This window comes from Nocardioides gansuensis (genome assembly GCF_003076135.1).
Classification (GTDB): domain Bacteria; phylum Actinomycetota; class Actinomycetes; order Propionibacteriales; family Nocardioidaceae; genus Nocardioides; species Nocardioides gansuensis.
In genome coordinates this window covers 304,948-328,048 of the sequence record NZ_QDGZ01000002.1, presented here as the reverse complement: position 1 = coordinate 328,048, position 23,101 = coordinate 304,948, and the positions used below count along the sequence as shown (strand labels likewise).

The window sequence follows — 23,101 nt, the reverse complement described above, 5'->3', positions numbered from 1 at the left end:
CCGCATCAGCCCTTGAGCAGGTTCCGCAGGACGTACTGCATGATGCCGCCGTTGCGGTAGTAGTTCGCCTCGCCCGGGGTGTCGATGCGGACGACGGCGTCGAACTCCACACTCTGCCCGTCAGCGGCGTCCGCCTTGACCTTCACGGTCCTCGGCGTCGTCCCCGAGTTGAGCTCGGTGATGCCGGTGATGGCGAAGGTCTCCTCGCCGGTGAGGCCGAGCGACTCGGTGTTCTGGCCCTCCGGGAACTGCAGCGGGATGACGCCCATGCCGATCAGGTTGGAGCGGTGGATGCGCTCGTAGGACTCGGCGATGACCGCCTTCACGCCCAGCAGCGAGGTGCCCTTGGCAGCCCAGTCACGCGACGAGCCGGAGCCGTACTCCTTGCCCGCCAGGACGACCAGCGGGATGCCGGCGGCCTGGTAGTTGACGGACGCGTCGTAGACCGAGGTCACGGGCGCGTCGGCCGCAGAGTCGGCCGCCGTGAAGTCGCGGGTGAAGCCGCCCTCGGTGCCGGGCGCGATCTGGTTGCGGAGGCGGATGTTCGCGAACGTGCCGCGGATCATCACCTCGTGGTTGCCGCGGCGCGAGCCGTAGGAGTTGAAGTCGCGCTGCTCCACGCCGTGCTCGGCGAGGTAGCGGCCGGCGGGCGAGTCCTTCTTGATGGCACCAGCCGGGCTGATGTGGTCGGTGGTGACCGAGTCGCCCAGCTTCAGCAGCACCCGCGCGCCCTCGATGTCGGTGACGGGCGCCGGCTCGTCGGGCATGCCCTCGAAGTAGGGAGGCTTCCGCACGTAGGTCGACTCCGGGTCCCAGTCGAAGGTCTTGCCCTCGGGGGTGGGCAGCGACTGCCACTGCGCGTCGCCGGCGAAGACGTCGGCGTAGTCGGTGGTGAACATCTCGGAGGTGATCGCGGTTGCGATGACGTCCTCGACCTCCTTGGCGGTCGGCCAGATGTCCTTCAGGAACACGTCGTTGCCGTCGGTGTCCTGACCCAGCGGGTCGTTGAACAGGTCGACGTCCATCGAGCCGGCCAGCGCATAGGCGACCACCAGCGGCGGGGAGGCGAGGTAGTTCATCTTGACGTCGGGGTTGATCCGGCCCTCGAAGTTGCGGTTGCCCGACAGCACCGACACGACCGCGAGGTCGTTGTCGTTGACGGCCTTGCTCACCTCGGGGATGAGCGGGCCGGAGTTGCCGATGCAGGTGGTGCAGCCGTAGCCGACGAGGTTGAAGCCGAGCTTGTCGAGGTAGGGCGTGAGGCCGGACTTCTCGTAGTAGTCCGAGACCACCTTGGAGCCCGGCGCCAGCGTGGTCTTGACCCACGGCTTCCTGGTCAGGCCCTTCTCGACGGCCTTCTTGGCCAGCAGGGCGGCACCGATCATCACCGACGGGTTGGAGGTGTTGGTGCACGACGTGATCGCGGCGATCGCGACCGCTCCGTGGTCGATCTCGTACTTGGTGCCGTCCGCCGTCTCCACCACCGCCGGGTTGCTCGCCCGGCCGCCGTCGGCCGGAGCCGCGGAGACGTAGTCCTTCCGCGGCGCCGACGCCTTGCTGGAGTGTGACGGCACGTCCGAGGCCGGGAAGCTCTCCTCGACCTCCTCGTCGTACCCCTCGCTCTCCGTGTTCACGTGACCCTCGTCGACGTAGTCGACGAGCGCACCGCGGAAGGACTCCTTGGCGTTGGAGAGCGACACGCGGTCCTGCGGTCGCTTGGGACCGGCCAGCGACGGCACGACCGTGGCCAGGTCGAGCTCGAGCGTCTCGGAGAAGCGCGGCTCGGCCGACGGGTCGTGCCAGAGGCCCTGCTCCTTGGCGTAGGCCTCGACCAGCGCGAGCTGTTCCTTGGATCGACCGGTGAGCTCGAGGTACTTCACGGTCTCCTCGTCGATCGGGAAGACCGCGATGGTGGAGCCGAACTCGGGGCTCATGTTGCCGATCGTGGCGCGATTGGCCAGCGGCAGCGCGGAGACGCCGGGGCCATAGAACTCCACGAACTTGCCGACGACCCCGTGCTTGCGCAGCATCTCGGTGATGGTCAGCACCAGGTCGGTGGCCGTCGCGCCCTCGGGGAGGTCGCCGTTCAGCTTGAAGCCCACCACGCGCGGGATGAGCATCGACACCGGCTGGCCGAGCATCGCGGCCTCGGCCTCGATGCCGCCGACGCCCCAGCCGACCACGCCGATGCCGTTGACCATCGTGGTGTGGGAGTCGGTGCCGACGCAGGTGTCGGGATAGGCCTGCAGGACGCCGTCGACCTCACGGGTGAAGACCGTGCGGGCCAGGTGCTCGATGTTGACCTGGTGGACGATGCCGGTGCCGGGCGGGACGACCTTGAAGTCGTCGAAGGCACCCTGGCCCCAGCGCAGGAACTGGTAGCGCTCGCGGTTGCGCTCGTATTCGATCTCGACGTTGCGCTCGAACGACTCCGGCGTGCCGAAGACGTCGGCGATCACGGAGTGGTCGATGACCATCTCGGCCGGCGCGAGCGGGTTGATCTTCGCCGGGTCGCCACCGAGCTCGGCCATCGCCTCGCGCATGGTGGCCAGGTCGACGACGCAGGGCACACCGGTGAAGTCCTGCATGATCACGCGGGCTGGCGTGAACTGGATCTCCTCGTCGGGCTCGGCGGTCTCGTCCCAGCCGGCCAGCGCCTTGATGTCGTCGGCCGTGATGTCGGCGCCGTCCTCGGTGCGGAGCAGGTTCTCCAGCAGGACCTTCAGGGAGAAGGGCAGCGACTGGACGTCGAGACCCTCCCCGGTGACTGCGTCGAGACGGAAGATCTCGTAGGACTTGCCGTCCACGTCCAGGGTGCTCTTCGCACCGAAGCTGTCCTGACTGGCCATCAGTCGCATCTCCTCGGGGGGTTCGGGTTGCCCGGCCCATCTTGCCGCCCGCGCACCCGGCGCGGGAAGTGAGGCGGGCCTAAGTTCGGCGTGGCATCTCTCTCGATATCAAGATACACGATGTCGAGGAGTCAGTCGAGCACCCTGCCGCCCAGCGCGGCGGTGATCTCCCCTGCGGCCGCGGCCACGACCGGCGCCAGGCGGCGCACGTCCCTGGGCCCCATCTCGTGGACGAGAGCGGACACGCTGATCCCGCCGATCGGCCGGCCACGGTGGTCGAAGACGGGCGCGCCGACACACCGGATGCCGAGCTCGTTCTCCTCCGCGTCGACCGCGAACTCGCGCCGCCGGACCGCACGCAGCTCCGCCAGCAGCCGGTCCAGGTCGGTGAGCGTGTGCGGCGTCATCCCGGGCAAGCCGGTGCGGGCCGCCAGGGCGCGCACCTCCGACTCCGGCGTGTGCGCGAGGACCGACTTGCCGATCGCCGTGCAGTGCATGGGGATCGCCAGCCCGACCCGCGAGCGCATCCGGTAGGGCCGCAGGCCGTCGAGCTTGTCCACGTAGACGCACGTGTCACCGCTGCGGAGCGCGAAGTGCACGGCGATCCCGGTGTGCTCGTTGAGTGCACGCAGGACCGGGTGGGCCAGGCGCACGATGGTGCCCTCGTCGGAGCGGTGCCCGGTGAGGGCCAGCAGCCTCGGGCCGAGCAGGTAGCCGTGCTCGCCGTCCTCCCTGGCCCAGCCCAGCTCGACGAGCTCCTGCAGGATCCGGTGCACCGTGGAGGTGGCCAGCCCGGTCGCCTCGGCGATCCGGCTGGTGCTGCCCTCGTGGGCGAGCACCTCGACCACGGCCGTGAGCTTCCCCGCCGCGGAGGCACGGCGATGCGCGGACGTGGCGTCGGCCGTCATCGCGCCAGCCATCCGCCGTCGACGACGAGGACGTGCCCGTTGACGTACGCCGCGGCGGGCGAGGCCAGGAACACGACCGCACCGACGATGTCCTCGACCTCGGCCCAGCGCCCGGCCGGGATCCGGGAGCGGATCGCGGGCTCGCGCTCGGGATCGGCACGCAGCGCCTCGGTGTTGCCGGTGACCACGTAGCCCGGCGCGACGGCGTTGACGGTCACGCCGCTCGCGGCCCACTCGTTGGCCAGCGCCTTGGTGAGCCCGGCGACGGCATGCTTGCTCGCGGCGTACGCGGGCACGCGGATGCCGCCCTGGAACGACAGCAGGGAGGCGATGTTGACGATGGCGCCGCTCCCCCGCTCCACCATCGGCGCTCCGAACGCCCGCGCCAGCAGGAACGCCGAGTCGAGGTTGGTGGAGAGCACCGCCCGCCAGTCCTCGAAGGTGGTCTCCGCAGCGTCCGCACGGCGGATCGTGCCGGCGTTGTTGACCAGGACGTCCACCTCGGTCTCGGTGAGCACGTCCGCGGCTGTGTCCTCGATCGCGGACGGGTCGGACAGGTCCGCCCCGACCGTGCGCACCCGGCGACCCAGCGCGCGGGCCTCGGTGGCCACGTCCTCCAGATCGGCGGCGTCACGGCCCCACAGCACCAGGTCGGCGCCGGCCTCGGCGAGCGCGAGCGCGGAGGCCCGGCCGATGCCGGTGCGCGCGCCCGTCACGAGGGCCGTGCACCCCGCGAGGCCGAAGCGCTGCTCGAGCCAGGTCACCGCAGGTCCCGGGTGTCGACGGGGTCCATGTCGGTGTAGGTGAGGTTCTCCCCCGCCGTGGACCACACGAACCTGTACGACGCGGTGCCGGCGCCGAAGTGGACCGACCACGCGGGGCTGATGACCGCCTGCTTGTCCGCCATGACCAGGCTGCGCGTGCTGTCGGGCCGGCCACAGAGGTGGATGACCCGCTGGTCCTCCGGGACACCGAAGTAGAGGTAGATCTCGGTGCGCCGGTCGTGGGTGTGGCAGGGCATCGTGTTCCAGACGCTGCCGGGCTCGATGGTCGTGATGCCCATGGCGAGCGTGCATGACTGCACGCCGTCCTGGTGGATGTACTTGCGGATGGTCCGCACGTTGGCGTGCTCCTGGTCGCCCAGCGGCACGGTCTCCACCTCGTCGCGCCGGGCGACGGTCGTCGGCAGCGCCTCGTGAGCGGGGCCGCTGATCAGGTAGAAGACAGCGTCACCGGACACCCTGAGCGGACCGGAGCCCTTGCCGACGTAGACGATGTCCTCGGTCGCGACCTCGTGCACCTCGTCGCCGACGTGCACGGCGCCCGAGCCCTCCAGACAGGCGATGCCCACCTCGCGACGGTCGGTCAGCTGCTCGGCGCGGATCTCGTCGGGGACCGGGACGTCGAGCGTGCCGCCGTCCGGGAGCGCTCCCCCGATCAGGATCCGGTCGTGGTGGGTGAGCGTGAAGCGCACCTCCCCCGGCACGAAGAGCTCCTCGAGGACGAACCTCTCACGCAGCTCTGCGGGCGTCAGGCGGTCCATCTCGGTCGGGTGGGTGGCGAAGCGCACGTCGGTCATCTCTGTCCTCTCCTGAAACTTGACCGGTTTCCCGTCACACGGGATCTTCTTTCCTTCACACGGAATCTGTTACTAGCATCACAGACATCCGGCGCCGAGGCCAGTGCGACCACGTGATGGCCGGCATCCGTTCACCTGGAGGATCGCAATGACGAGACGCACGCTCCGCACGTTCACGGCCGCCACGGCCCTGTGTCTCTCCGCCGCACTGGTGGCCTGCTCCCCGGGCACCACCGAGGAGGAGCCGGCGGCCCCGGCCGGCGACGGGACCATCGACCCGGCCGAGTTCGAGGGGAAGACGCTCGAGTACGTGTACTTCACCGACGGCCCCGACGAGGAGGCCACCCGCGAGCTGATCGCCGACTTCGAGGAGGAGACCGGCGCGACGGTCGAGCTGTCGATCGTGCCGTTCGACGGCCTGGAGCAGACGCTGCAGTCGCGCATCTCCGGCGGCAACTCCCCCGACGTCGCCCGGGTCGCCAACTGGCGCCCCTACGAGGACGTCCTGATCGACATGACCGGCTACTTCGGCGAGGACTACCCCGACCAGTTCATCGAGGGCATCGCCGCCGGTGCGCTCGGCGCCGACGGCGGGATGCTCGCCGTGCCGAGCGACCAGACGATGAACGGTCCTCTGGTGAACGTCGAGGCCTTCGAGAAGGCGGGGGTCGAGCTGCCGACCGCGGAGGACCCGTGGGACTGGGAGTCGATGATCGCCGACCTGGAGAAGGTCCAGCAGGCCAACGACATGGAGTTCGCCTTCGCGATCGACAAGTCGGGTCACCGCATCAGCACCGTGCTGAACCAGTTCGGCACCGGGTTCTTCAACGCAGACGGTGAGGTCGCCCTCGACGACGCGAAGGCCGCCGAGGCCCTGGGCCTGCTCGACGAGCTGATGCAGTCGGGTGCGGCGTCCAAGGACTTCTGGCTGGAGCAGGGCTCCCGATACGCCGGCGCCAACGAGATCTTCCTCGCCGAGGAGGTGCCGCTCTACCTCTCCGGCAACTGGCAGGTCGGGCTCTTCGCGGAGGCGGCCGAGTTCGAGTGGGCAGCCGTGCCCAACCCGTGCGGTGAGAACTGCGGCGGCTTCCCCGGCGGCAAGTACATGGTCGCCTTCGAGGACGGCCCGGAGCCGGAGCTGGCTGCCTACTTCGTCGAGTGGATGAACCGTACGGAGAACCAGGAGAAGCTCGACCAGCTGGCCTCCTGGCTGCCGACCCGCAACGACCTGGTCGAGTCCGGCATCGAGTACCCGAACCGCGGCGAGGACATGAGCGTCTTCCTGGCCGACGTCGCGGAGACCCCGGAGGATGCCTACGCCACGGCCGCGCACCCCGGTTTCGACGAGGCCGCCACCGTCCTGATCGAGGAGTTCGACAAGACCGTCGCCGGCCAGCAGGACGTCGGGACCACGGTCTCGAGCCTCCACGCCACCCTCGACGAGCTCGCCGCCCGCTGAGGGCCACGGACGAGAGCCGAGGGACCCCGGTGGCGATGGCACGCAGGCGGAGAGGTTCGGCGCCGCGCCTGGCGCCGTACCTCTTCGTCCTGCCCAACATGCTGGTCTTCGGGCTGTTCACGATCTGGCCGGCGATCAACGGCTTCAACATCAGCCTCTACGACAGCAGCAACGGACGGACGTTCGAGTACGTCGGGACGGAGAACTACGAGCGGATCCTCTCCGACCCGGCGTACTGGGAGACGGCCCGCAACACGGTGGTCTACACCATCGCGTTCGTGGTCCTGGTCACCGCCGCCTCACTCGCGCTGGCCATCCTGCTCAACGCTCAACAGCGCGGCAAGGGCGCCCTGCGCGCGGCGTACTTCGTCCCGGTGGTCATCTCACCCGTCGTCGTGGGCCTGATCTGGAGCTGGGTGCTGACCCGGCAGAACGGCGTGGTGAACGAGCTGCTGCGAGGGGTCGGGCTGCCCGCACCCGGCTGGCTGCTCGACCCCGCCCTCGCGATGATCGTGATCATCCTGGTCGGGGTGTGGGTCAACCTGGGCTTCTTCACGATGATCCTGCTCGCGGGCCTGCAGAGCATCGACCCGAACCTCTACGAGGCCGCGAAGCTGGACGGCGCCACCGTGTGGAAGCAGGTCCGCCAGATCACCCTCCCACTGCTGCGCCCGACCACGATGGTGGTGGTGATCCTCGCCGCCATCAACGGCTTCCAGGCGTTCGACTACATCTGGACCCTCACCGGTGGCGGGCCGGTCGGCGCCACGACGCTGATGGTGCAGTACATCTACGAGAACGCGTTCCAGTCCCCCATCCAGTACGGCCTGGCCAGCGCGGCCGGGGTCATCTTCTTCGTGGTGGTGTTCGGCGTGACGATGCTGAACTACCTCGTGGGCCGACGCCGGGAGGCGATGTGAGCACCCAGACCGCTGCCCGCCCGAGCGGCTGGCACTCGACCACGGGGCGCCGTGCGCCGGCGACGGGCTCCGTCGTACGCGGCACGATCCTGGCGGCTGGCGCACTCGCCATCCTGGCCCCCGTCGTATGGGCGGCGCTGTCGTCCTTCAAGACGCAGCGCGAGCTGGCCCAGCGACCACCGTCGCCACTGCCCGAGTCGTTCGCACCGGACAACTACACCCAGGCGCTCGGCGAGTTCTCCTTCGGGCAGTACTTCATGAACAGCGTCGTCGTCACGGTGGCCGCGACAGCCCTGACGCTGCTGATCAACTCCATGGCCGCCTACGCGCTCTCGAAGTACAACTTCCGGGGCCGCGACACGCTCTTCCTGATCACCCTGTCCACGATCATGATCCCGATCCAGGTGATCCTGCTGCCGGTCTACCAGGTCGTCGCCAACCTCGGCATGGTCAACAGCTACTGGGGCCTGATCATCCCGCCTGCAGCGACACCGACCGGCGTCTTCCTGCTGCGGCAATACATGCTCTCGATCCCCGACGAGCTGATCGAGGCGGCCCGCATCGACGGCGCCGGCGAGTTCCGGATCTTCCGCAAGATCATCATCCCGCTCAGCCTCCCGGCCCTCGCGGTGCTGGCGATCTTCTCGGTGATCTGGCGGTGGAACGACTTCCTGTGGCCGCTGATCGTGGCCCAGCGGGAGTCGCTCTACACGCTGCCCGTCGCGCTGGCGCAGTTCAACAGCCAGCTCGTCGTGCCGTTCAACCTCGTGCTGGCGATGTCCGTGCTCTCGATCCTGCCGGTCATCATCATCTTCCTGCTCCTCCAGCGGCAGATCGTCACCGGCGTCGCCCAGACAGGACTCAAATGAGCCACGACCGCACCGTCCACCAGCTCGATCGGACCGGTCTGGTCCGTGACTGGCTGGTGGGCCCCTCCTGGGCGCACCCGTGCGAGGACCTGGGCACGCTGCTGTCGGCGGAGGGCAGCCCCTGGGGCGTATCGGGCCGTTGGTCCCTGACGAACGGCCCGGACGTCGCTCCCCTCAAGACGCGGATCCACGAGGCCCGGCCGATGGTCCTCGACCAGCCGCTGCCAGCGGTGGTCGAGGGCGGGCCGATCCGCTGGCAGGCACCCGGCGGCGACGGCACGGACGCGGGCGTCTGGCGCCGCGAGCACGTCGGGTGGGACGGCTACGTCGACTGGTCTCACTTCTCCTACACCCCGGAATACCGGCACGCCGTCGCCGCCACGGTGATCGAGCTCGACCAGGCCGGCCGGCGCACCCTCGAGGTGATCTCCACGGGCCCGGTCGCGATGTGGTGCGACGACGACCTGGTCCTGCACACGAGCGAGTTCTCCTACATGGAGCCGTTGCGGCACCGCGTCGAGCGGCGGTTCCAGTCGGGCACGACCCGGCTCTTCCTCGCCACCTGGCAGCTCGCGCTGCGCGAGGTGCGGCACTTCGTGGGCGTCCGCGTGCACGGCCTCCCGGTGCGGGTCGTCATCCCGTCGCCGGGCGCCGACGAGCACACCGCGGCGGTCGCAGAACGCCTGCTCTCGGCCGTCGGGGTCTCGCCGTGGGCTGCGACGACCGGGCAGGTGCGGGTCACCGGGCCCGCGGGCGCGGCGCTGCAGGTCGCCGTCGGGGACCGGGCGCCGGTGCCGCTGCGTCTAGTCGACGGCGAGGCGATCCTGGACCTCGCCGCCGTCGCGCCGGCGGAGCCCACCGGGGAGGACGACACGGAGCAGCCGGAGGCCGCCGCCTCCATGCTGGCGTCCGGGGAGACGACGCTGGCCTTCTCGGTCGACGACCCGCGTGCGCCCGTGGCGCGCCGGATGCCGGTCGCGACGCTCCCGGGCGCCTACCGGCCGGTCCCCGAGGGCGACGGGCCGGCCCAGTGGCGCAGGGAGTTCCTCGAGCACGCCGCCGCGGGGGTCCCGTGCACAGCGCGGGCGCTGGCCCGCTTCGCGCTCGATCCGGACGGGTCGGGCGCCGACGCAGCGATGGAGGCCGACCTCGCGCCGGCGCTGCACATGGTGGAGCACCGCGCCGACTGTGCGGACTTCGAGGCGGTCGGGCTGCTCGACCTGTGGCACCGGGTGCCCGCGTCCCGCTGGCCCGACGGGCTCCGGGACAGGGTCCGCCAGGCGCTGCTGGGCTTCAAGTACTGGATCGACCAGCCCGGGCTGGACGCCATGTGCTACTTCACCGAGAACCACCAGATGGTGTGGCACACCGCCGAACTGCTGGCCGGCGAGACGTTCGCCGAGGAGACCTTCAGCAACGCCGGCTGGACCGGCACCGAGCACGCCGCCCATGCACGGGAGCACGCGTCGGAGTGGATCCGCCGCAAGCTCACCGGCGGGTTCAGCGAGTTCGACTCCAACGCCTACCTCGCGATCGACGCCCTGGCCCTGGTGAGCCTGGTCGACCACGCCGGGGACCCCGACCTCCGGATGGCGGCCGAAGCCCTGCTCGACAAGACGCTGCTGACGCTGGCCTCCAACTCGTGGCGGGGCGTGCACGGCGCCGCCCACGGCCGGAGCTACACCACCACCCTGCGGTCGTCCCGGTTCGAGGAGACCGCACCGATCATGTGGCTGCTGTGGGGCACCGGGAGCCTCAATGCCGCGGTGCTCCCGGCCGCCCTGCTGGCGACGTCCACGACGTATGAGCTGCCTGCACTGGTGCGCGCCGTCGCCAACCAGACCGAGCGGGTCTGGGACGGGCGGCAGGTCTACCGCGGCCGCCTCCGCCGCGACCACGACCTGCTCGACCGGCACTACGGGTCGGACCTGCGCATCCACCGCACGCCCGACGTCATGCTCGCCTCGGTGCAGGACTACCGCGCCGGCCTGCCAGGCCTCCAGGAGCACGTCTGGGGCGTGACCCTCGGTCCCGAGACGCAGGTCTTCGCCACTCATCCGGCAGCGTTCCAGCACGGCTCCACCGCCCGCCCGAACGCCTGGGCCGGGCACCGGGTCCTGCCCCGCGCGCGCCAGCACCGCGACGTCCTCCTGGCCCTGCACCGGATACCCGAGGGCGACCCGGTCGACCGGACGCACCTGTGGTTCCCCGTCGACCACCTCGATGAGCACCGGGCCCGCGGGTGCTGGCTCGTCGGCCGCGTCGCCGAGGGCTACGTCGCCGTGGCCACCGACGGCGGCTTCGAGATGCTCAGCACGGGCCCCAACGCACGCCAGGAGTGGCGGCCGCGCGCGTCCGGGCACCACTACGTCGTCGCGGTCGGCTCCGCCCGCGAGCACGGCGCCCTCGCCGACTTCGTCTCGCGACTGGAGGAGCCCGACTTCGGTCACGACGAGTACGGCGAGCCGTGGGTCCGCTGGCGCTCCCTCCACGGCGAGGTGCTGGAGATGGGCTGGACGACGCCTCTCCTCGTCGACGGCGCGGACCAGGACCTGGACGCCGACGGCCGGATCGAGGAGCCGCCGCACCTGGCCAACCCGGCCGTGACGGTGGCGTTCGGCGAGGCGGTGCTGCGCGCGAGCTGGGCCGGGGAGTCGCTCGAGCTGGACCTGGAGAAGGGGCGACGGATCGTGCCCGCGAGCGGGGTCGGCGGATGAGCGGCCTCGACCTGGCCAACGCCCGGCTGGCGACCCCACCTCGTGAGCCGCTGGCGAGGCTGACTCGGCCGGTTCTCGTCGACCTGGCCGAGCGCCTCGAGCGTCGCGGCTGGGACCTGGTGGCCGACTGGTTCTGGGGCGAGGCGGTGCTGCTGCAGGGCATCCTCCGCGTCGCGGCCGCCCGGGAGGTGGAGCCGCCGCCCCGCGTGCTCGGCTGGCTCGAGGAGCGCCGCCGCGCCGGCATCGCGATCGAGCACGTCAACCACGTCGCGCCCGCCACGGCCGCGCTCATGGTGGCGCCGTCCGACCCTGTCTGGCTCTCGCTCGCCGACGACCTGGAGCACTGGCTCGCAGGCACGGTCACCCGGGCCCCCAACGGCGCGATCGAGCACTGGCCGGGCGGGGTGTGGGCGGACACCGTCTACATGGCCGGGCTGTTCCTCGCCCGCCTCGGCGTGCAGGCCGGGCGCCCCGAGCTGCTCGCGGAGTGCGGGCGCCAGCTGCTGGCCCACGCGGAGGTGCTCCAGGACCCCGGGACCGGGCTGTACGCCCACGGGTCGCACGGCGGCGTGACGATCCCGTGTCGCTGGGGCAGGGCCAACGCCTGGTGCGCCCTGGCCTCGGTGGAGTTCCTCGAGCTCGCAGCCGCCTCCGGGCTCGCCGAGCGCGGCCAGGTGGAGGCGGTCCGCGACGTCCTCGGCCGACAGCTGCGCGCACTGACCGGGCTCCAGCCGGAGCACGGTGTGTGGAGCGTGCTCGTCGACGACCAGCCCGAGACCAGGGGCATCCTCGAGACGTCGGCGGCGGCGGGCATCGGGGCGGCGATGCTCCGCGCGTCGGTGGTGGTCCCCGACCTCGACGCGGCGGTGACCGAGGCCGGCTGGCGCGCGGTGCGCGGTGCGCTGGCCTACGTCGACCCGGACGGCGCCCTGACCCGCACCAGCGCGGGCACCGTGCTGCAGCTGGTGCCGTTCGGCTACTCGGTGATCCGCGACGACCTGCCCCAGCTGTGGGGCCAGGGCCTGGCCCTGAAGGCGGTCGCGGCGGCCCTGGAGCACCTGCCATGAACAGCCCGCTCGCGCCCCATGGCGTCGTGCTCTGTGTGGGCGAGGCCCTGGTGGCGCTCAGCCCGCCCGGCGGCACTCCACTCGAGTCGGCCGACCACCTCGTCGTCTCGGAGGCGGGCGCGGAGGCCAACGTCGCGGTGCACCTGTCGCGGCTGGGCGTGCCCGCCCGGTTCGCGGGCGCGGTCGGCGATGACCCGCTCGGCCGCCGCCTGCGCGGCGGGCTGGCCGCCGAGGGCGTCGACGTGTCGTCGTTGGTCTGCGACCCGGACCAGCCGACGGGCCTCTACCTCAAGGACCCGGGCACCACCGCGACGGCCGTGCACTACTACCGGAGCGGGTCGGCGGCCTCGGCGTTCGCCGCGCTGCCACCAGGAGCGCGGGACGGGATCACCCACGTGCACCTGAGCGGGATCACCCCCGCACTCTCCGCCGCCTGCCACCACCTGGTGGAGGAGCTCCTGCTCGAGCTCCCGGGCGTGACCACGTCGTTCGACGTGAACCATCGGCCCGCCCTGTGGCCGGCTGACGTGGCGGGGCCGGTGCTGCTCGCGCTGGCGCAGCTGGCCGACCTCGTGTTCGTCGGGCTCGACGAGGCGGCCGCCCTGTGGGGGACGCCCAGCCTCGACGCCCTCCGGGACCTGGTGCCCGGCCCGGAGCTCGTCGTCAAGGACTCCGGGCGCGCCGCACACGCGTTCTCCGGCGCGGCCCTGACGTCCGCCGAGGCCCTCGAGGTCGAGGTGGTCGAGCCCGTGGGGGCCGGTGACGCCTTCGCCGCGGGCTACCTCGCCGCACGGCGCCGCGGGCTCGATCCCGCGGCCTCGCTGCGCACCGGCCACGTCGTGGCGGCAGGCGCCCTGACCGTCGTGGCTGACCGCGGCGCAGCCGCTGACCCTGCCCTGCTGGCGGCGGCGGAGAAGGGCCATCCCTGGCCGGTACCGGTCGGCCGGGAAGAGCTCGACTAGCGCGACAGCAGCGCCACGCACTCCACGTGGTGCGTCATCGGGAAGACGCCGATGATTCTGAGCGTGGGCGCGATCCGTTGCCGGCAGCTGCGTTCATGAGACCAAACTAGCCGCTGGCCTGCGGCTTTGCCGCTTGGGACGTCGATGGCGTCTGCTCCCCATCTGCGACCCTCCGCAATTCAAAGCGCGCCCAAACCGCGCCATCGAAGAAACCGGCTCCGAGGCTCACAAGCGACAGCAAAGAGCACAACGGGCCACCCAGACTGCGGGAGCCAGTTCGAGTTGATCTACGACATCTAGTCACGCGTGGGTGACGCCCACGGGCTGAGTGCCTGAAAACGGCCCCTGACCTGCGAAGACACCTTTCAACGTCTTCCAGCGTCAGGGGTCGTTTTTCGTTCGTCTACGGCCCCAGTGCGGCCCACGCGACCCAGCGGCCCGCGAGCCCGGACGCTCGAAGCCCGGAACGCCCCTGGGTTTCTCTGGCGAACGACGACCTGGCTGCGCTACGGCCAGAGGGGCTGGAGAAATGCCCGGGGTCAGGACGGATCGGAACCCGAGGTCTACCTGCTGAGCCCGGGCGCCACCGACCCGCTCACCGTGCACGGTGGCGAGCACTCGCTTGGCGGCATCGTGGGGCACGAGGTCGCCGAGACCACCGACGAGAGCCCGGCTCGGGTCGCGCTCATGCAGCGCGTCACCGCCGCGTGCCTGCGCCAGGCCATCGTCGGCGACGACTCGGAGTGGCGGCGGTCGTGGCCGAGCTTCGCGACAACCCGGCCGCGGAGGGTCACATCGAGTCGAAGTGAGCCGGCTGTCGCAGGCGGGGGTGCTAGGCCCGGGCACCCCCGTCGACCGGAAGCACCGTCCCGGTCACGAAGGATGAGCGATCGCTCAGCAGCCAGGCGGCGGCTTCGGCGATCTCACGCGGCTCGGCGCCTCGGCGCAACGGCGTGTTCGCCGCGAGCCGCTCGGAGAGGCCGGGCGTATGGGTCTCCCACGACTGGATCATCTCGGTGTCGGTGTTACCGGGGGCGATCGCGTTGACGCGGATGCCCTCAGGGCCGTAGGTGACCGCGGCAGTCTCGGTCAGGCTGTTAACGGCGCGTTTCATGGCGCCGTACGCCGGCAGGACCGGATTGCCTCGCAGGCTCCCGACGCTCGAGTTGTTGACGATGGCACCCGTCCCGACACTCTGGCGGATGGCAGCGACCTCAGCAGCGATGGCCACCCACACGCTCTTGAGATTGACGGCGTAGAGGGTGTCGAACTCCTCCTCCGGCACTTCGTCGAGGGCGTTCGGCGGAGTGATGGTCGCACCGTTGTTGAACGCCACGTCCAGCCGCCCGAAGGTGTCGACGGTGTGCTGGACCGCAGAGCGTACGGCGGCCGGGTCGGCGAGGTCGCAGACGACGTACTCCGCCGTCCCGCCGCCACCGCGGACCTCCTCCGCGACCGCGCTCAACTGCTCCTCGGTGCGAGCAGTGAGGAGGACCTGGGCGCCCTCCTCGGCGAAGAGCCGGGCAGCTGCGGCACCGATGCCGCGGCCCGCTCCGGAGATGAATGCCACCTTGCCTGCCAGGAGGCCGTGGCCGGGGTTGGGTGAGCTGTTCACACTGTTCGCGTTCATGTCTCCCAGCATGCCCCGGGCGCCAGACGCAAGGGAGGGAGAGATGCACCCCCCTGGCGCGGCTGGCGGGTCAGCGCTGTGCGGTCGGTCGGATGACGATCTCGTTGACGTCGACGTCGGCCGGCCGTCCGACCGCATAGTCGATGGCTCGCGCGACGGCGTCGGCCGGGATGCTGGCGGCGCGGTAGGCGACCATCGCCTCCGCAGCGACAGGCGGCAGCGCGGCAGGGCAGCCCGCCGACTGGCAGGCGGCTGATCCGGCTGCAATGAGTCGAGACCGGCTCCTCCCCCAGCCTGGGGGCAACACCCCCATGTTCGGCCTCCGGCACCGGCCTACGATCGGGTCATGTCCACTCCACTCGGTGAGTACCTGAGGGCGCGCCGCGCCCAGGTGACCCCGCAGGAGGTGGGCGTGCCCACCCACGGTGTACGCCGGGTGCCGGGCCTGCGCCGCGAGGAGGTCGCGATGCTGGCCGGCGTCAGCGTCGACTACTACACCCGCCTCGAGCAGGGCCGCGAGCGCAGCCCCTCCCCGCAGGTGCTCGACGCGTTGAGCGACGTGCTCCGCCTCGACGACGACGCTCGCCTCCACCTCTACCGGGTGGCCGGCCTGACACCGGGCGAGCGACAGACGGCCGCACACGATCGCGTCGCACCCGAGCTGCTCCGCCTCCTCGACAACTGGTCGGCGCATCCGGCGATCGTGGTCGGGCGGGCCTACGACGTACTCGCCTGCAACCCTCTCGCCGACGCCCTCTTCCAGGGCTTCCATCGGGAGCGGAACCTGATGCTGCGCGTCTTCCTCGACCCGGACGCGCCGACCTTCTATCCCGACTGGGACCAGGTCGCCCGCGCAACGGTCGCAGGCTTCCGGCTGCTCGCCGGCCGCACCCCGAACGATCCGCGGATCCGGGAGGTCATCGCACAGCTGACCCGCCACAGCCCGGCATTCGTGACGCTCTGGCAGCGGCACGAAGCGCGGGCCAAACGCCTGGAGAGCAAGCGGCTCCGGCACCCCGAGGTCGGCGAGCTGACCCTCAGCATCCAGGCCTTCGACGTCCGTTCGGCGCCCGGACAGGAGCTCATTGTCTACTCCGCGGAGCCGGGTACCCCGAGCGCCGATGGCCTCGCCCTGCTCGGGACCCTGGCGGCGACGCGGGACCGCGAGGCGCGGCAGGCCTGAGCCCTGCGATTCGACGGCGGACGCGGCACGAGGCCGGACGTTCCGCTGCCCGATGCGGTCTTGAAGGCGATCAACGCGCACATGACCGCCTACCCACCGATCGAGGTGACGCTCCCCTGGGACAGGACGGACGGAAAGCCCACGACCTTCTCGCTGCTTCTCTACAGCCGCGAGAAGAAGGCGCTGGCACGGAACTACCTCAACACGTTCATCTGGAAGCCGGCGTTGAAGCGGGCAAGGATCCCGGTAACGCCCGAAAACGGCAGCCACGCCCTGCGGCACTTCTACGCCAGCACAGCGCTCCATGAAGGTGGAGCCGATCAAGGCCCTCAGCGAGTACCTCGCTCACGCCGACCCCGGCTTCACCCTGCGCACCTACAACCACCTCGTCGAGGACAGTGCCGAGCGCACCCGGCGAGCGGTCGACGCGGTGTTCGGCCACCAGACGCCGGAGCCCGATCCGGACGACACGCAACCGAACGACGAAGAACTCGCGGGTGACGTTGAACCCGACGAGGACGACGATGATGACGTCTGAGCACGCACGGTCGGCGTCATGACCAGTCATCGACCAGCGCCGCGAAAGGGTCGAACTCGGGTCGACCCGCCGGCGCCGGCGTGCGTGCGCCGCGGCCATGTGCGGCCCCAGCGCGGCCCCTGGCCCCTCAATCTCGGCGTTTGCGCAGGTCAAGGCACAAGTGCGGTCAGAACTACGACATCTGATTCAGGGGTTTGCGACCCCTGTCAGTAGTCGCCAAAAACGGCGGCTGACCTGCGGAAACGTCGGTTTCGTTGTCGTGCCTACCCAGTGCACCCCAAAACCTCGATCCGGCTGGTGCCGCATGCCCTCAACGCCGCTTCTGCGCCGGAAGCAAGCTTCACGACCTCAGCCACCCTTTGCGCCTCGGCCTCATCGCGGCCGGCTGCGAAGTCGTCACTGCCCAACGCTCACTCGGTCACGCCAAGGCAACCACGACACTCAAACACCTACGCCCGCCTGTGGCCCACCGGGAAGCGGGGCCCACACGAGGCGCGGCCTGCAGGACGGGCCACGCACTACCGGGCGCGTGACTGTTGGTCGTATGATCGTCATGGCTACGTTGGGTCCACTGCCCCGCGCAGCGCGACGAAGGGTCGGACCATGGTGAGATACAGCGAGGGCCACAAGGCCGAGACGCGAAGGCGCATCGTCGAGTCCGCGGGACGTCGCCTCAAGAGCGACGGGATCGATGGGTCGGGCGTCGCCGTGCTGATGAAGGACGCCGGACTGACGAACGGCGCGTTCTACGCACACTTCGCCTCCAAGGAGGCCCTCGTCGCCGAGGTGATCGGCAGCGAGCTTCGCACCCAGCTCGCGGCCTACGACCAGATCCCTCCGGGCCGCCCAGGCATCGAGGTGATGGTCCGCCGCTACCTGTCGGTGGAGCATCGTGACGCCGTGGACCTGGGCTGCCCGTCCGCAGCCCTGATCGACGAGATCGTCCGCGGCGGACCGGCCGTGCGCGTCGCCTACGACGACGGCCTCACGGCCCTCGTGGAGGCGATGGCCAGCCGACTCGAGGGTGAGTCCGAGCTCCATGGCGAGAGCCTGCGCCTCCAGGTGATGAGCGCCTACGCCCTCATGATCGGCACGATGCAGATGGCGCGAAGCCTGGTCGACGACACGCGGTCCCGCGAGGTGCTCGCACGCGGGATCGACAACGTCCTCGCGCTCCTGACCTGACGCGACCCCCTCGAGGCCCGGCGACGTCGCGCCGGACCATTGGCATATGATCGTCATACAAAGCCGATCGGGTCGCTGCGGCCCGCCTGAGGAGGACGCATGACGATGTTGACCGACCAGACCGTGCTGGTCACTGGAGCCAACCGCGGCATCGGAGCGGAGTTCGTAGCGCAGCTGCTCGGCCGAGGCGTGGCCAAGGTCTACGCCGCAGCGCGCGACGCGGACAGTGTCGACGCCTCGGATCCGCGCGTCGTACCGCTCCGGCTCGACGTCACCGATCCGGAGTCCGTGGCCCGCGTCGCATCGACGGCGAAGGACGTGAGCATCGTCGTCAACAACGCCGGCATCGCGCTCGTCGCGTCGCTCCATTCGCCCGACCCGGCCTCATTGCGTCAGGAGATGGAGGTCAACTTCTTCGGCCCCGTCGCGGTCGCGGCCGCCTTCGCTGACCGGGTCGCCGAGCGGTCGGGGGCCATCGTGAACGTGGCCTCCGCCCTCTCGTGGTTCGCCCTCGGCGGTAGCTACAGCGCCTCGAAGGCCGCGCTGTGGTCCGCGACCGACTCGCTGCGGCTCGAGCTCGCCCCCCGGGGCGTGCAGGTGCTCGGGGTCCACATGGGCTACGTCGACACCGACATGGCCTCCGGAGTCGAGGCCCCGAAGGCGTCCCCGGGCGACATCGTGCGCCAGGTGCTGGACGGACTGGAGTCCGGTGTCGACGAGGTCCTGGCCGACGACACCGCGCGCAATGTCCGCTCCGGCCTCCACCTGCCCGGCGGCGAGCGCTACGCCACCTTCCTCCCCCAGTCCGCCTGACCGGTCACGCCGCGCAACGGCGCCCCTCGATCCAAGGATCGGGGGGCGCCCTCGTCTCGCTGGGGGTCGCGGTCAGGACATCGTCACGACGACCTTGCCCTTGACTCGTCCGCCGTCGACCAGGCGCAGGGCCTCGAGCGTCTCGTCGAAGGGGAGCACCCGGTCGACGACGGGACGGATCGTGCCCTCCTCGACCAAGGAGGCGATCTCGGCGAGCTGGCTTCCGTCGGCCCGCATCAGCAGGAACGAGTACGACACGCCCCGGTGTCGGGCGGCCTTGCGCACTTTCCGACTGAGCAGTCGCATCACGAGACGCACGACCGGGTTCGCGCCGATGCGTCGCGCGAACGCCGGGTCCGGAGGACCCTGGATGCCGATCGCGAGGCCACCTGGGCGGAGCACCGACAGCGACCTCAGGACGTGGTCGGGCCCGAGCGGGTCCAGCACCAGGTCGTACTCGCTGAGGACGTCCTCGAAGCGCTCGGTCCGGTAGTCGACCACCACGTCCGCGCCGAGCTCGCGGACCCACTCGACGTTGGCGGTGCTCGTGGTGGTCGCGACCGTGGCGCCGAGATGCTTGGCCAGCTGGATCGCGATCGTGCCGACACCACCGGAGCCGGCGTGGATCAGCACCTTCTGGCCCGCTGTCACCTGACCCTTCTCCACGAGCGCCTGCCACGCCGTCAGCGCGACCAGTGGCAGGGAGGCGGCGTCCTCGAAGGAGAGCGAGGCCGGCACCAGGGCGAGGTCGGACTCGCGGACGGCGACCTGCTCGGCGAACGTGCCGATCTGGAAGTCCCCCGCCCGCGCGAAGACGCGGTCACCCGGGGCAAAGCCGGTGACGCCGGGGCCGACGCCCATCACGACGCCGGCGACATCGTGTCCGAGCACGAAAGAGGGCTTGTACGGGAGGAGCGCCTTGAACTCGCCCGCGGCGAGCTTGGAGTCCAGCGGGTTCACACTCGCCGCCTCGACGTGCACGAGCACCTCCCCGCGTTGGGGCGTCGGCTCGGGACACTCCTCGGCACGCACGGCCCCCTCCTTGGCGTACTTCGTGACGACGAAGGCCTTCATCTCGATCGACTCCTCCTGTTGGGCGTGGTAGACGCCCGTAACATTGACGTACGATCATCATACCATATCCACCAGGCACCCCCGAACACGTGGAGAGACATCACGCACACCTACCGCACCGCCCCCACCTCGTACGTCGACGTCGACGGAGTGACCTACGCCCTCCGCGATCGCGGGCGTGCGAATCGCCCGCAAAGCGCGCCCATGCCCTACGGCGGTTTGTCGGAGACCGACGACCTCAGCGCGAATCCCTCAGCCGCAGGTCAGAGCCGCGATTCTCAAGAAGCGCGACACACTCCACATGGCTGGTCATCGGGAACGCACTGGGGACGCTGAGAGTAAGCGTGCATGATTGCTACAGGCTGCGGCGATGGCCCGAAACCGTACGCTGACCTGCGATGTTGCTCTGTCGGGGCCTGATCCCGTAGGCACGCTGCTGCGTGCCACTGCGAATCAAAGCGCGCCCTTTCCGAGCCCTCGCCGAATTTGGGTCCAGGGTCTCAAGCGCGATCAGAGTCGGCGACCTGATCTTGGCGGGGCAGTCCGCCCACAGTGATGCGCACAAAGCGACGAGCCACGAGCGGAAGAAGCAGACGTTGTCTGCTCTTCACCATCCCAGCTCGCGCAGTCGGCTTCGTCGATGCCGAGGGGTGACCGACCTCGTGGATCCCGTGCGGCGAACCTGTTCCGCAACCTCCTGGTCACCGCGACAGACTTCGCAAGTAGGACGGCGGTAGATCGTGATCCGGTCGGGCAGACACCCGCGTAGCTCGTCCGCGGCAACGCGGGCGCTTGGCTCAGCGTCGGCACGGAAGCTGTTTCCAAGGGCTGGATCTGTGATGGTCAGGTGCGGGCGCGGAGGCCGACGAGCATCGTCCCGGCGGCCGCGTCGAGGAGTTGCTGCAGGCGTTCGCGGTCGGGCCGAAGGGGGTCGGCTCGCCAGCCGAGGCTGAGGATCCCGTTCCACATCGCCCACAGTGCCGTGGCCAGGACCTCGGGATCCTCGTCGACGCTGAGCACCCCTTCGGCGATGCCGTCCCGGATCGTGGCTGCCAGCTTGTTGTTCTGTTCCTGGATGAGCTCGGCGATGCGCGTGAGTGCTTCAGGGTGGTCCGGAGGTTCCACGAGGAGTCGAAACTCGTGGGGTCGCTCTAGCGCGAACCGCGTGTAGGAGCTCGCGGTCAGCAGGAGGCGCTCTTCGATGGTGCCCGGGGTGGCGTAGGCCGTGTCCATGTACTCGCGGTTCTCGAGCATCGCCAACTCGGCAACAGCAACGAGGAGGGCTGACCTGCCCCCGACCCGGTTGTAGATCGTCTGCACTGCCACGTCGGCTCGGTCCGCGACTGCCTCGATCGTGAGGGCCGCGGAGCCGTGAGTGGCCAGGATGTCCTTCGCGGCCTGGACGATGCTCTGCCGAGTCGCGGCGGCGCGTCGTTGCGTACGGGTGCCGGCGCTCGTGTCCATGTCCAAAGCGTAACCCACATCCATTGTTAGAAGTGTCTTCCATTCTTGGTAGTACTTCCAGTAATGTGCGTCACATGACACCTCAGGACCGCAAGCCGCCACGCGCTGAGCGCATCGACGTGACCTTCAGCTCGGGGAAAGAGACCTGCGCGGCCTGGCTCTACCGCCCGGCCTCCATGGGGCCGGCCCCAGTCATCGTGATGGCCCACGGGCTCGGAGGGGTGAAGGAGATGCGTCTGGACGCGTTCGCCGAGCGTTTCGTGGCCGAGGGGTACGCGTGTCTGGTCTTCGACTACCGACACTTCGGCGCCAGCACCGGCGAGCCGCGCCAACTGCTGGACATCAAGAGCCAGATCGCCGACTGGGCTGCCGCCGTGCGGTTTGCCCGCTCCATCCCGGAACTCGACCCCGAGCGAGTCGTGGTCTGGGGGACGTCGTTCGGCGGCGGACACGCGATCCTCACCGCGGCCAACGACGCGCGCATCGCCGCGGCCATCGCGCAGTGCCCGTTCACCGACGGTCTCGCCGCCCTGCAAGCCGTGCCCCTAAGGACGAGCGCGAGGGTCACCGCTCGCGCGGTCCGCGACACCATCGGCCACCTCCTCGGCCGGTCGCCGGTGATGATCCCGACCTCCGGTCCGCCCGGCTCCACGGCCCTGATGACCGCGCCCGACGCGATGCCCGGCTACCTCGCGCTCGTGCCGGGTGCCTCCAGCTTCGAGAACCAGGTCGCAGCCCGGGTCGGACTCGCCATCGGCCTGCACACCCCCGGACGAGCGACCCCGAGGATCACCTGCCCGATCCTGTTCGCCATCTGCGAGACCGACTCCGTGGCGCCCGCGTCCGCAGCCCAAAGACACGCCACCAAGGCGCCCGAGCGCGAGATTCGCCTCTACCCCGAGGGGCACTTCGACATCTACGTCGGCGAGGCGTTCGAGAGAGTCGTCGCCGACCAGATCGAGTTCCTGAGCCGCCACGTCCCGGCCGCCAGCTGACACCGCCACACCGACCGACCGAAACGAACGAGGAAATCACCATGGCCAACCCGCAGTTTGCTCTCCCCGGCAAGACCATCCTCATCACCGGTGCCACCGGTGGCATCGGCGCCGCTTGCGCACGCGCCCTGGTCAAGGCCGGAGCCAACGTCACCCTTGTCGACCTCAACCCCGCACACCTCGAGGCGTTGTCGAACGAGCTCGGGCCTGATCAGTCCCTCGCGATCGCCGGTGACGTCACCGACCGAGCCAGCATGGACGACGCCGTCGCCCGGACCCTGACCCGCTTCGGTGCGCTCGACGTGACCTTCGCGAACGCCGGCATCGCCGCAACCACCCCGACGACCATCCGGGCGACGAAGGAAGAGGAGTTCGAGCGGATCATAGAGGTCGACCTCCTTGGAGTCTGGCGCACCGTCCGCGCCAGCCTCCCCGCCATCTCCGAGAGCAACGGCCACGTCCTTGTCACCGCTTCCATCTACGCCTACTTCAACGGCATGCTGAACGCCCCCTACGCCATGTCCAAAGCCGGGGTGGAGATGTTCGGCCGCGCGCTGCGGTCCGAGCTGGCCGGCACCGGCGCCACCGCGGGGGTGCTCTACCCGGGCTGGGTCGCTACCCCGATCATCGAGGCCTCCTTCGGCAACCCCGTCACTGAAGAGATCATCCGCTTGGCCTACCCCAAGGGCCTGCGACAGCCGGTAGCTCCCGCACGCATCGCCCAGGCCGTCGTCAAGGGACTGGAGTCGCGAAGCCCCCGCATCACCTGCCCGCGAAGGTGGGTCCCGATCTCGGCCGCACGAGGCGCCCTCAACGTGCTCACCGACGCAGCGATCGACCGCAACGCCCGCATCCACGGTCTCGTCCGCGAGCTCGACAAGTAAGGCCG

Annotated in this window: 21 protein-coding genes; 12 read left to right on the top strand and 9 right to left on the bottom strand. The window is 70.2% G+C overall.

The genetic code is table 11. The features are described 5' to 3' along the window. Positions 1-5 precede the first annotated feature (5 nt). The 4 genes from DDE18_RS05795 to kduI form a co-directional block, all read right to left on the bottom strand. Entirely contained in the window at positions 6-2,849 is a 2,844-nt protein-coding gene (locus DDE18_RS05795; RefSeq protein WP_116571291.1) for an aconitate hydratase, read from the bottom strand. A gap of 131 nt (positions 2,850-2,980) precedes the next feature. Further along, positions 2,981-3,757 (bottom strand): IclR family transcriptional regulator, encoded by a 777-nt coding sequence (locus DDE18_RS05790; protein ID WP_165821052.1) that lies wholly within the window; start codon positions 3,755-3,757, stop codon positions 2,981-2,983. Further along, positions 3,754-4,521, bottom strand: coding sequence for an SDR family oxidoreductase (locus DDE18_RS05785; RefSeq protein ID WP_116571289.1), 768 nt, complete (start codon positions 4,519-4,521; stop codon positions 3,754-3,756). The genes DDE18_RS05790 and DDE18_RS05785 overlap by 4 nt, the downstream gene beginning before the upstream one ends. Continuing rightward, complete coding sequence (gene kduI / locus DDE18_RS05780; protein ID WP_116571288.1) at positions 4,518-5,336, bottom strand: 5-dehydro-4-deoxy-D-glucuronate isomerase; 819 nt, start codon at positions 5,334-5,336, stop codon at positions 4,518-4,520. Before kduI ends, DDE18_RS05785 begins: the two co-directional genes overlap by 4 nt. A gap of 148 nt (positions 5,337-5,484) precedes the next feature. On the opposite strand from kduI, the gene DDE18_RS05775 reads away from it, so the two are divergent. From DDE18_RS05775 to DDE18_RS05750, 6 genes are read left to right on the top strand one after another with little or no spacing between them, the layout of a single operon-like run. Then, positions 5,485-6,795 (top strand): ABC transporter substrate-binding protein, encoded by a 1,311-nt coding sequence (locus DDE18_RS05775; protein WP_116571287.1) that lies wholly within the window; start codon positions 5,485-5,487, stop codon positions 6,793-6,795. Between the two features lie 35 nt (positions 6,796-6,830). Further along, positions 6,831-7,715, top strand: coding sequence for a carbohydrate ABC transporter permease (locus DDE18_RS05770; RefSeq protein WP_116571286.1), 885 nt, complete (start codon positions 6,831-6,833; stop codon positions 7,713-7,715). Beyond that, positions 7,712-8,584 carry a carbohydrate ABC transporter permease gene (locus DDE18_RS05765; protein ID WP_116571285.1) on the top strand — a complete coding sequence of 291 codons (873 nt, stop codon included), beginning with the start codon at positions 7,712-7,714 and terminating at the stop codon, positions 8,582-8,584. The genes DDE18_RS05770 and DDE18_RS05765 overlap by 4 nt, the downstream gene beginning before the upstream one ends. Next, positions 8,581-11,301, top strand: coding sequence for a hypothetical protein (locus DDE18_RS05760; protein ID WP_116571284.1), 2,721 nt, complete (start codon positions 8,581-8,583; stop codon positions 11,299-11,301). The genes DDE18_RS05765 and DDE18_RS05760 overlap by 4 nt, the downstream gene beginning before the upstream one ends. Continuing rightward, positions 11,298-12,368 (top strand): glycoside hydrolase family 88 protein, encoded by a 1,071-nt coding sequence (locus tag DDE18_RS05755; protein WP_116571283.1) that lies wholly within the window; start codon positions 11,298-11,300, stop codon positions 12,366-12,368. Before DDE18_RS05760 ends, DDE18_RS05755 begins: the two co-directional genes overlap by 4 nt. Next, positions 12,365-13,330: a sugar kinase gene (locus DDE18_RS05750; RefSeq protein ID WP_116571282.1), complete on the top strand. Its 966-nt coding sequence runs from the start codon at positions 12,365-12,367 to the stop codon at positions 13,328-13,330. Before DDE18_RS05755 ends, DDE18_RS05750 begins: the two co-directional genes overlap by 4 nt. Positions 13,331-14,162: 832 nt before the next feature. Here DDE18_RS05750 and DDE18_RS05745 read toward each other — a convergent pair. Next, on the bottom strand, positions 14,163-14,960 hold the full coding sequence (locus DDE18_RS05745; RefSeq protein ID WP_116571281.1) for an SDR family NAD(P)-dependent oxidoreductase: 798 nt from the start codon (positions 14,958-14,960) through the stop codon (positions 14,163-14,165). A 70-nt stretch (positions 14,961-15,030) separates the two neighbouring features. Further along, a complete protein-coding gene (locus DDE18_RS23940) occupies positions 15,031-15,156 on the bottom strand; it encodes a hypothetical protein (protein ID WP_281258346.1) in 126 nt (41 codons plus the stop codon). Between the two features lie 150 nt (positions 15,157-15,306). Here DDE18_RS23940 and DDE18_RS05735 point away from each other — a divergent pair, with 150 nt between their 5' ends. The 4 genes from DDE18_RS05735 (at position 15,307) to DDE18_RS05715 (ending at position 18,679) form a co-directional block, all read left to right on the top strand. Then, positions 15,307-16,143 carry a helix-turn-helix domain-containing protein gene (locus tag DDE18_RS05735; RefSeq protein ID WP_116571280.1) on the top strand — a complete coding sequence of 279 codons (837 nt, stop codon included), beginning with the start codon at positions 15,307-15,309 and terminating at the stop codon, positions 16,141-16,143. A 304-nt stretch (positions 16,144-16,447) separates the two neighbouring features. Beyond that, a complete protein-coding gene (locus DDE18_RS05730; RefSeq protein WP_133241172.1) occupies positions 16,448-16,681 on the top strand; it encodes a hypothetical protein in 234 nt (77 codons plus the stop codon). A 603-nt stretch (positions 16,682-17,284) separates the two neighbouring features. Continuing rightward, the gene (locus tag DDE18_RS05720; protein ID WP_116571514.1) at positions 17,285-17,866 is read left to right on the top strand and encodes a TetR/AcrR family transcriptional regulator; all 582 of its coding nucleotides are present in this window, start codon (positions 17,285-17,287) and stop codon (positions 17,864-17,866) included. A 99-nt stretch (positions 17,867-17,965) separates the two neighbouring features. After that, entirely contained in the window at positions 17,966-18,679 is a 714-nt protein-coding gene (locus DDE18_RS05715; RefSeq protein ID WP_116571278.1) for an SDR family oxidoreductase, read from the top strand. Positions 18,680-18,751: 72 nt separating this feature from the next. On the opposite strand, the gene DDE18_RS05710 is transcribed toward DDE18_RS05715, so the two are convergent. The 3 genes from DDE18_RS05710 to DDE18_RS05700 form a co-directional block, all read right to left on the bottom strand. Next, a complete protein-coding gene (locus tag DDE18_RS05710) occupies positions 18,752-19,753 on the bottom strand; it encodes an NADP-dependent oxidoreductase (protein ID WP_116571277.1) in 1,002 nt (333 codons plus the stop codon). A 607-nt stretch (positions 19,754-20,360) separates the two neighbouring features. Then, complete coding sequence (locus DDE18_RS24220; protein ID WP_425437547.1) at positions 20,361-20,510, bottom strand: metallopeptidase family protein; 150 nt, start codon at positions 20,508-20,510, stop codon at positions 20,361-20,363. Between the two features lie 86 nt (positions 20,511-20,596). Beyond that, positions 20,597-21,217, bottom strand: coding sequence for a TetR/AcrR family transcriptional regulator (locus DDE18_RS05700; RefSeq protein WP_116571276.1), 621 nt, complete (start codon positions 21,215-21,217; stop codon positions 20,597-20,599). Between the two features lie 74 nt (positions 21,218-21,291). Between DDE18_RS05700 and DDE18_RS05695 the strand changes: the two genes are divergently transcribed. Beyond that, positions 21,292-22,212 (top strand): alpha/beta hydrolase, encoded by a 921-nt coding sequence (locus tag DDE18_RS05695; protein WP_116571275.1) that lies wholly within the window; start codon positions 21,292-21,294, stop codon positions 22,210-22,212. A gap of 41 nt (positions 22,213-22,253) precedes the next feature. Next, complete coding sequence (locus DDE18_RS05690) at positions 22,254-23,096, top strand: SDR family NAD(P)-dependent oxidoreductase (RefSeq protein ID WP_116571274.1); 843 nt, start codon at positions 22,254-22,256, stop codon at positions 23,094-23,096. Positions 23,097-23,101 lie beyond the last annotated feature (5 nt).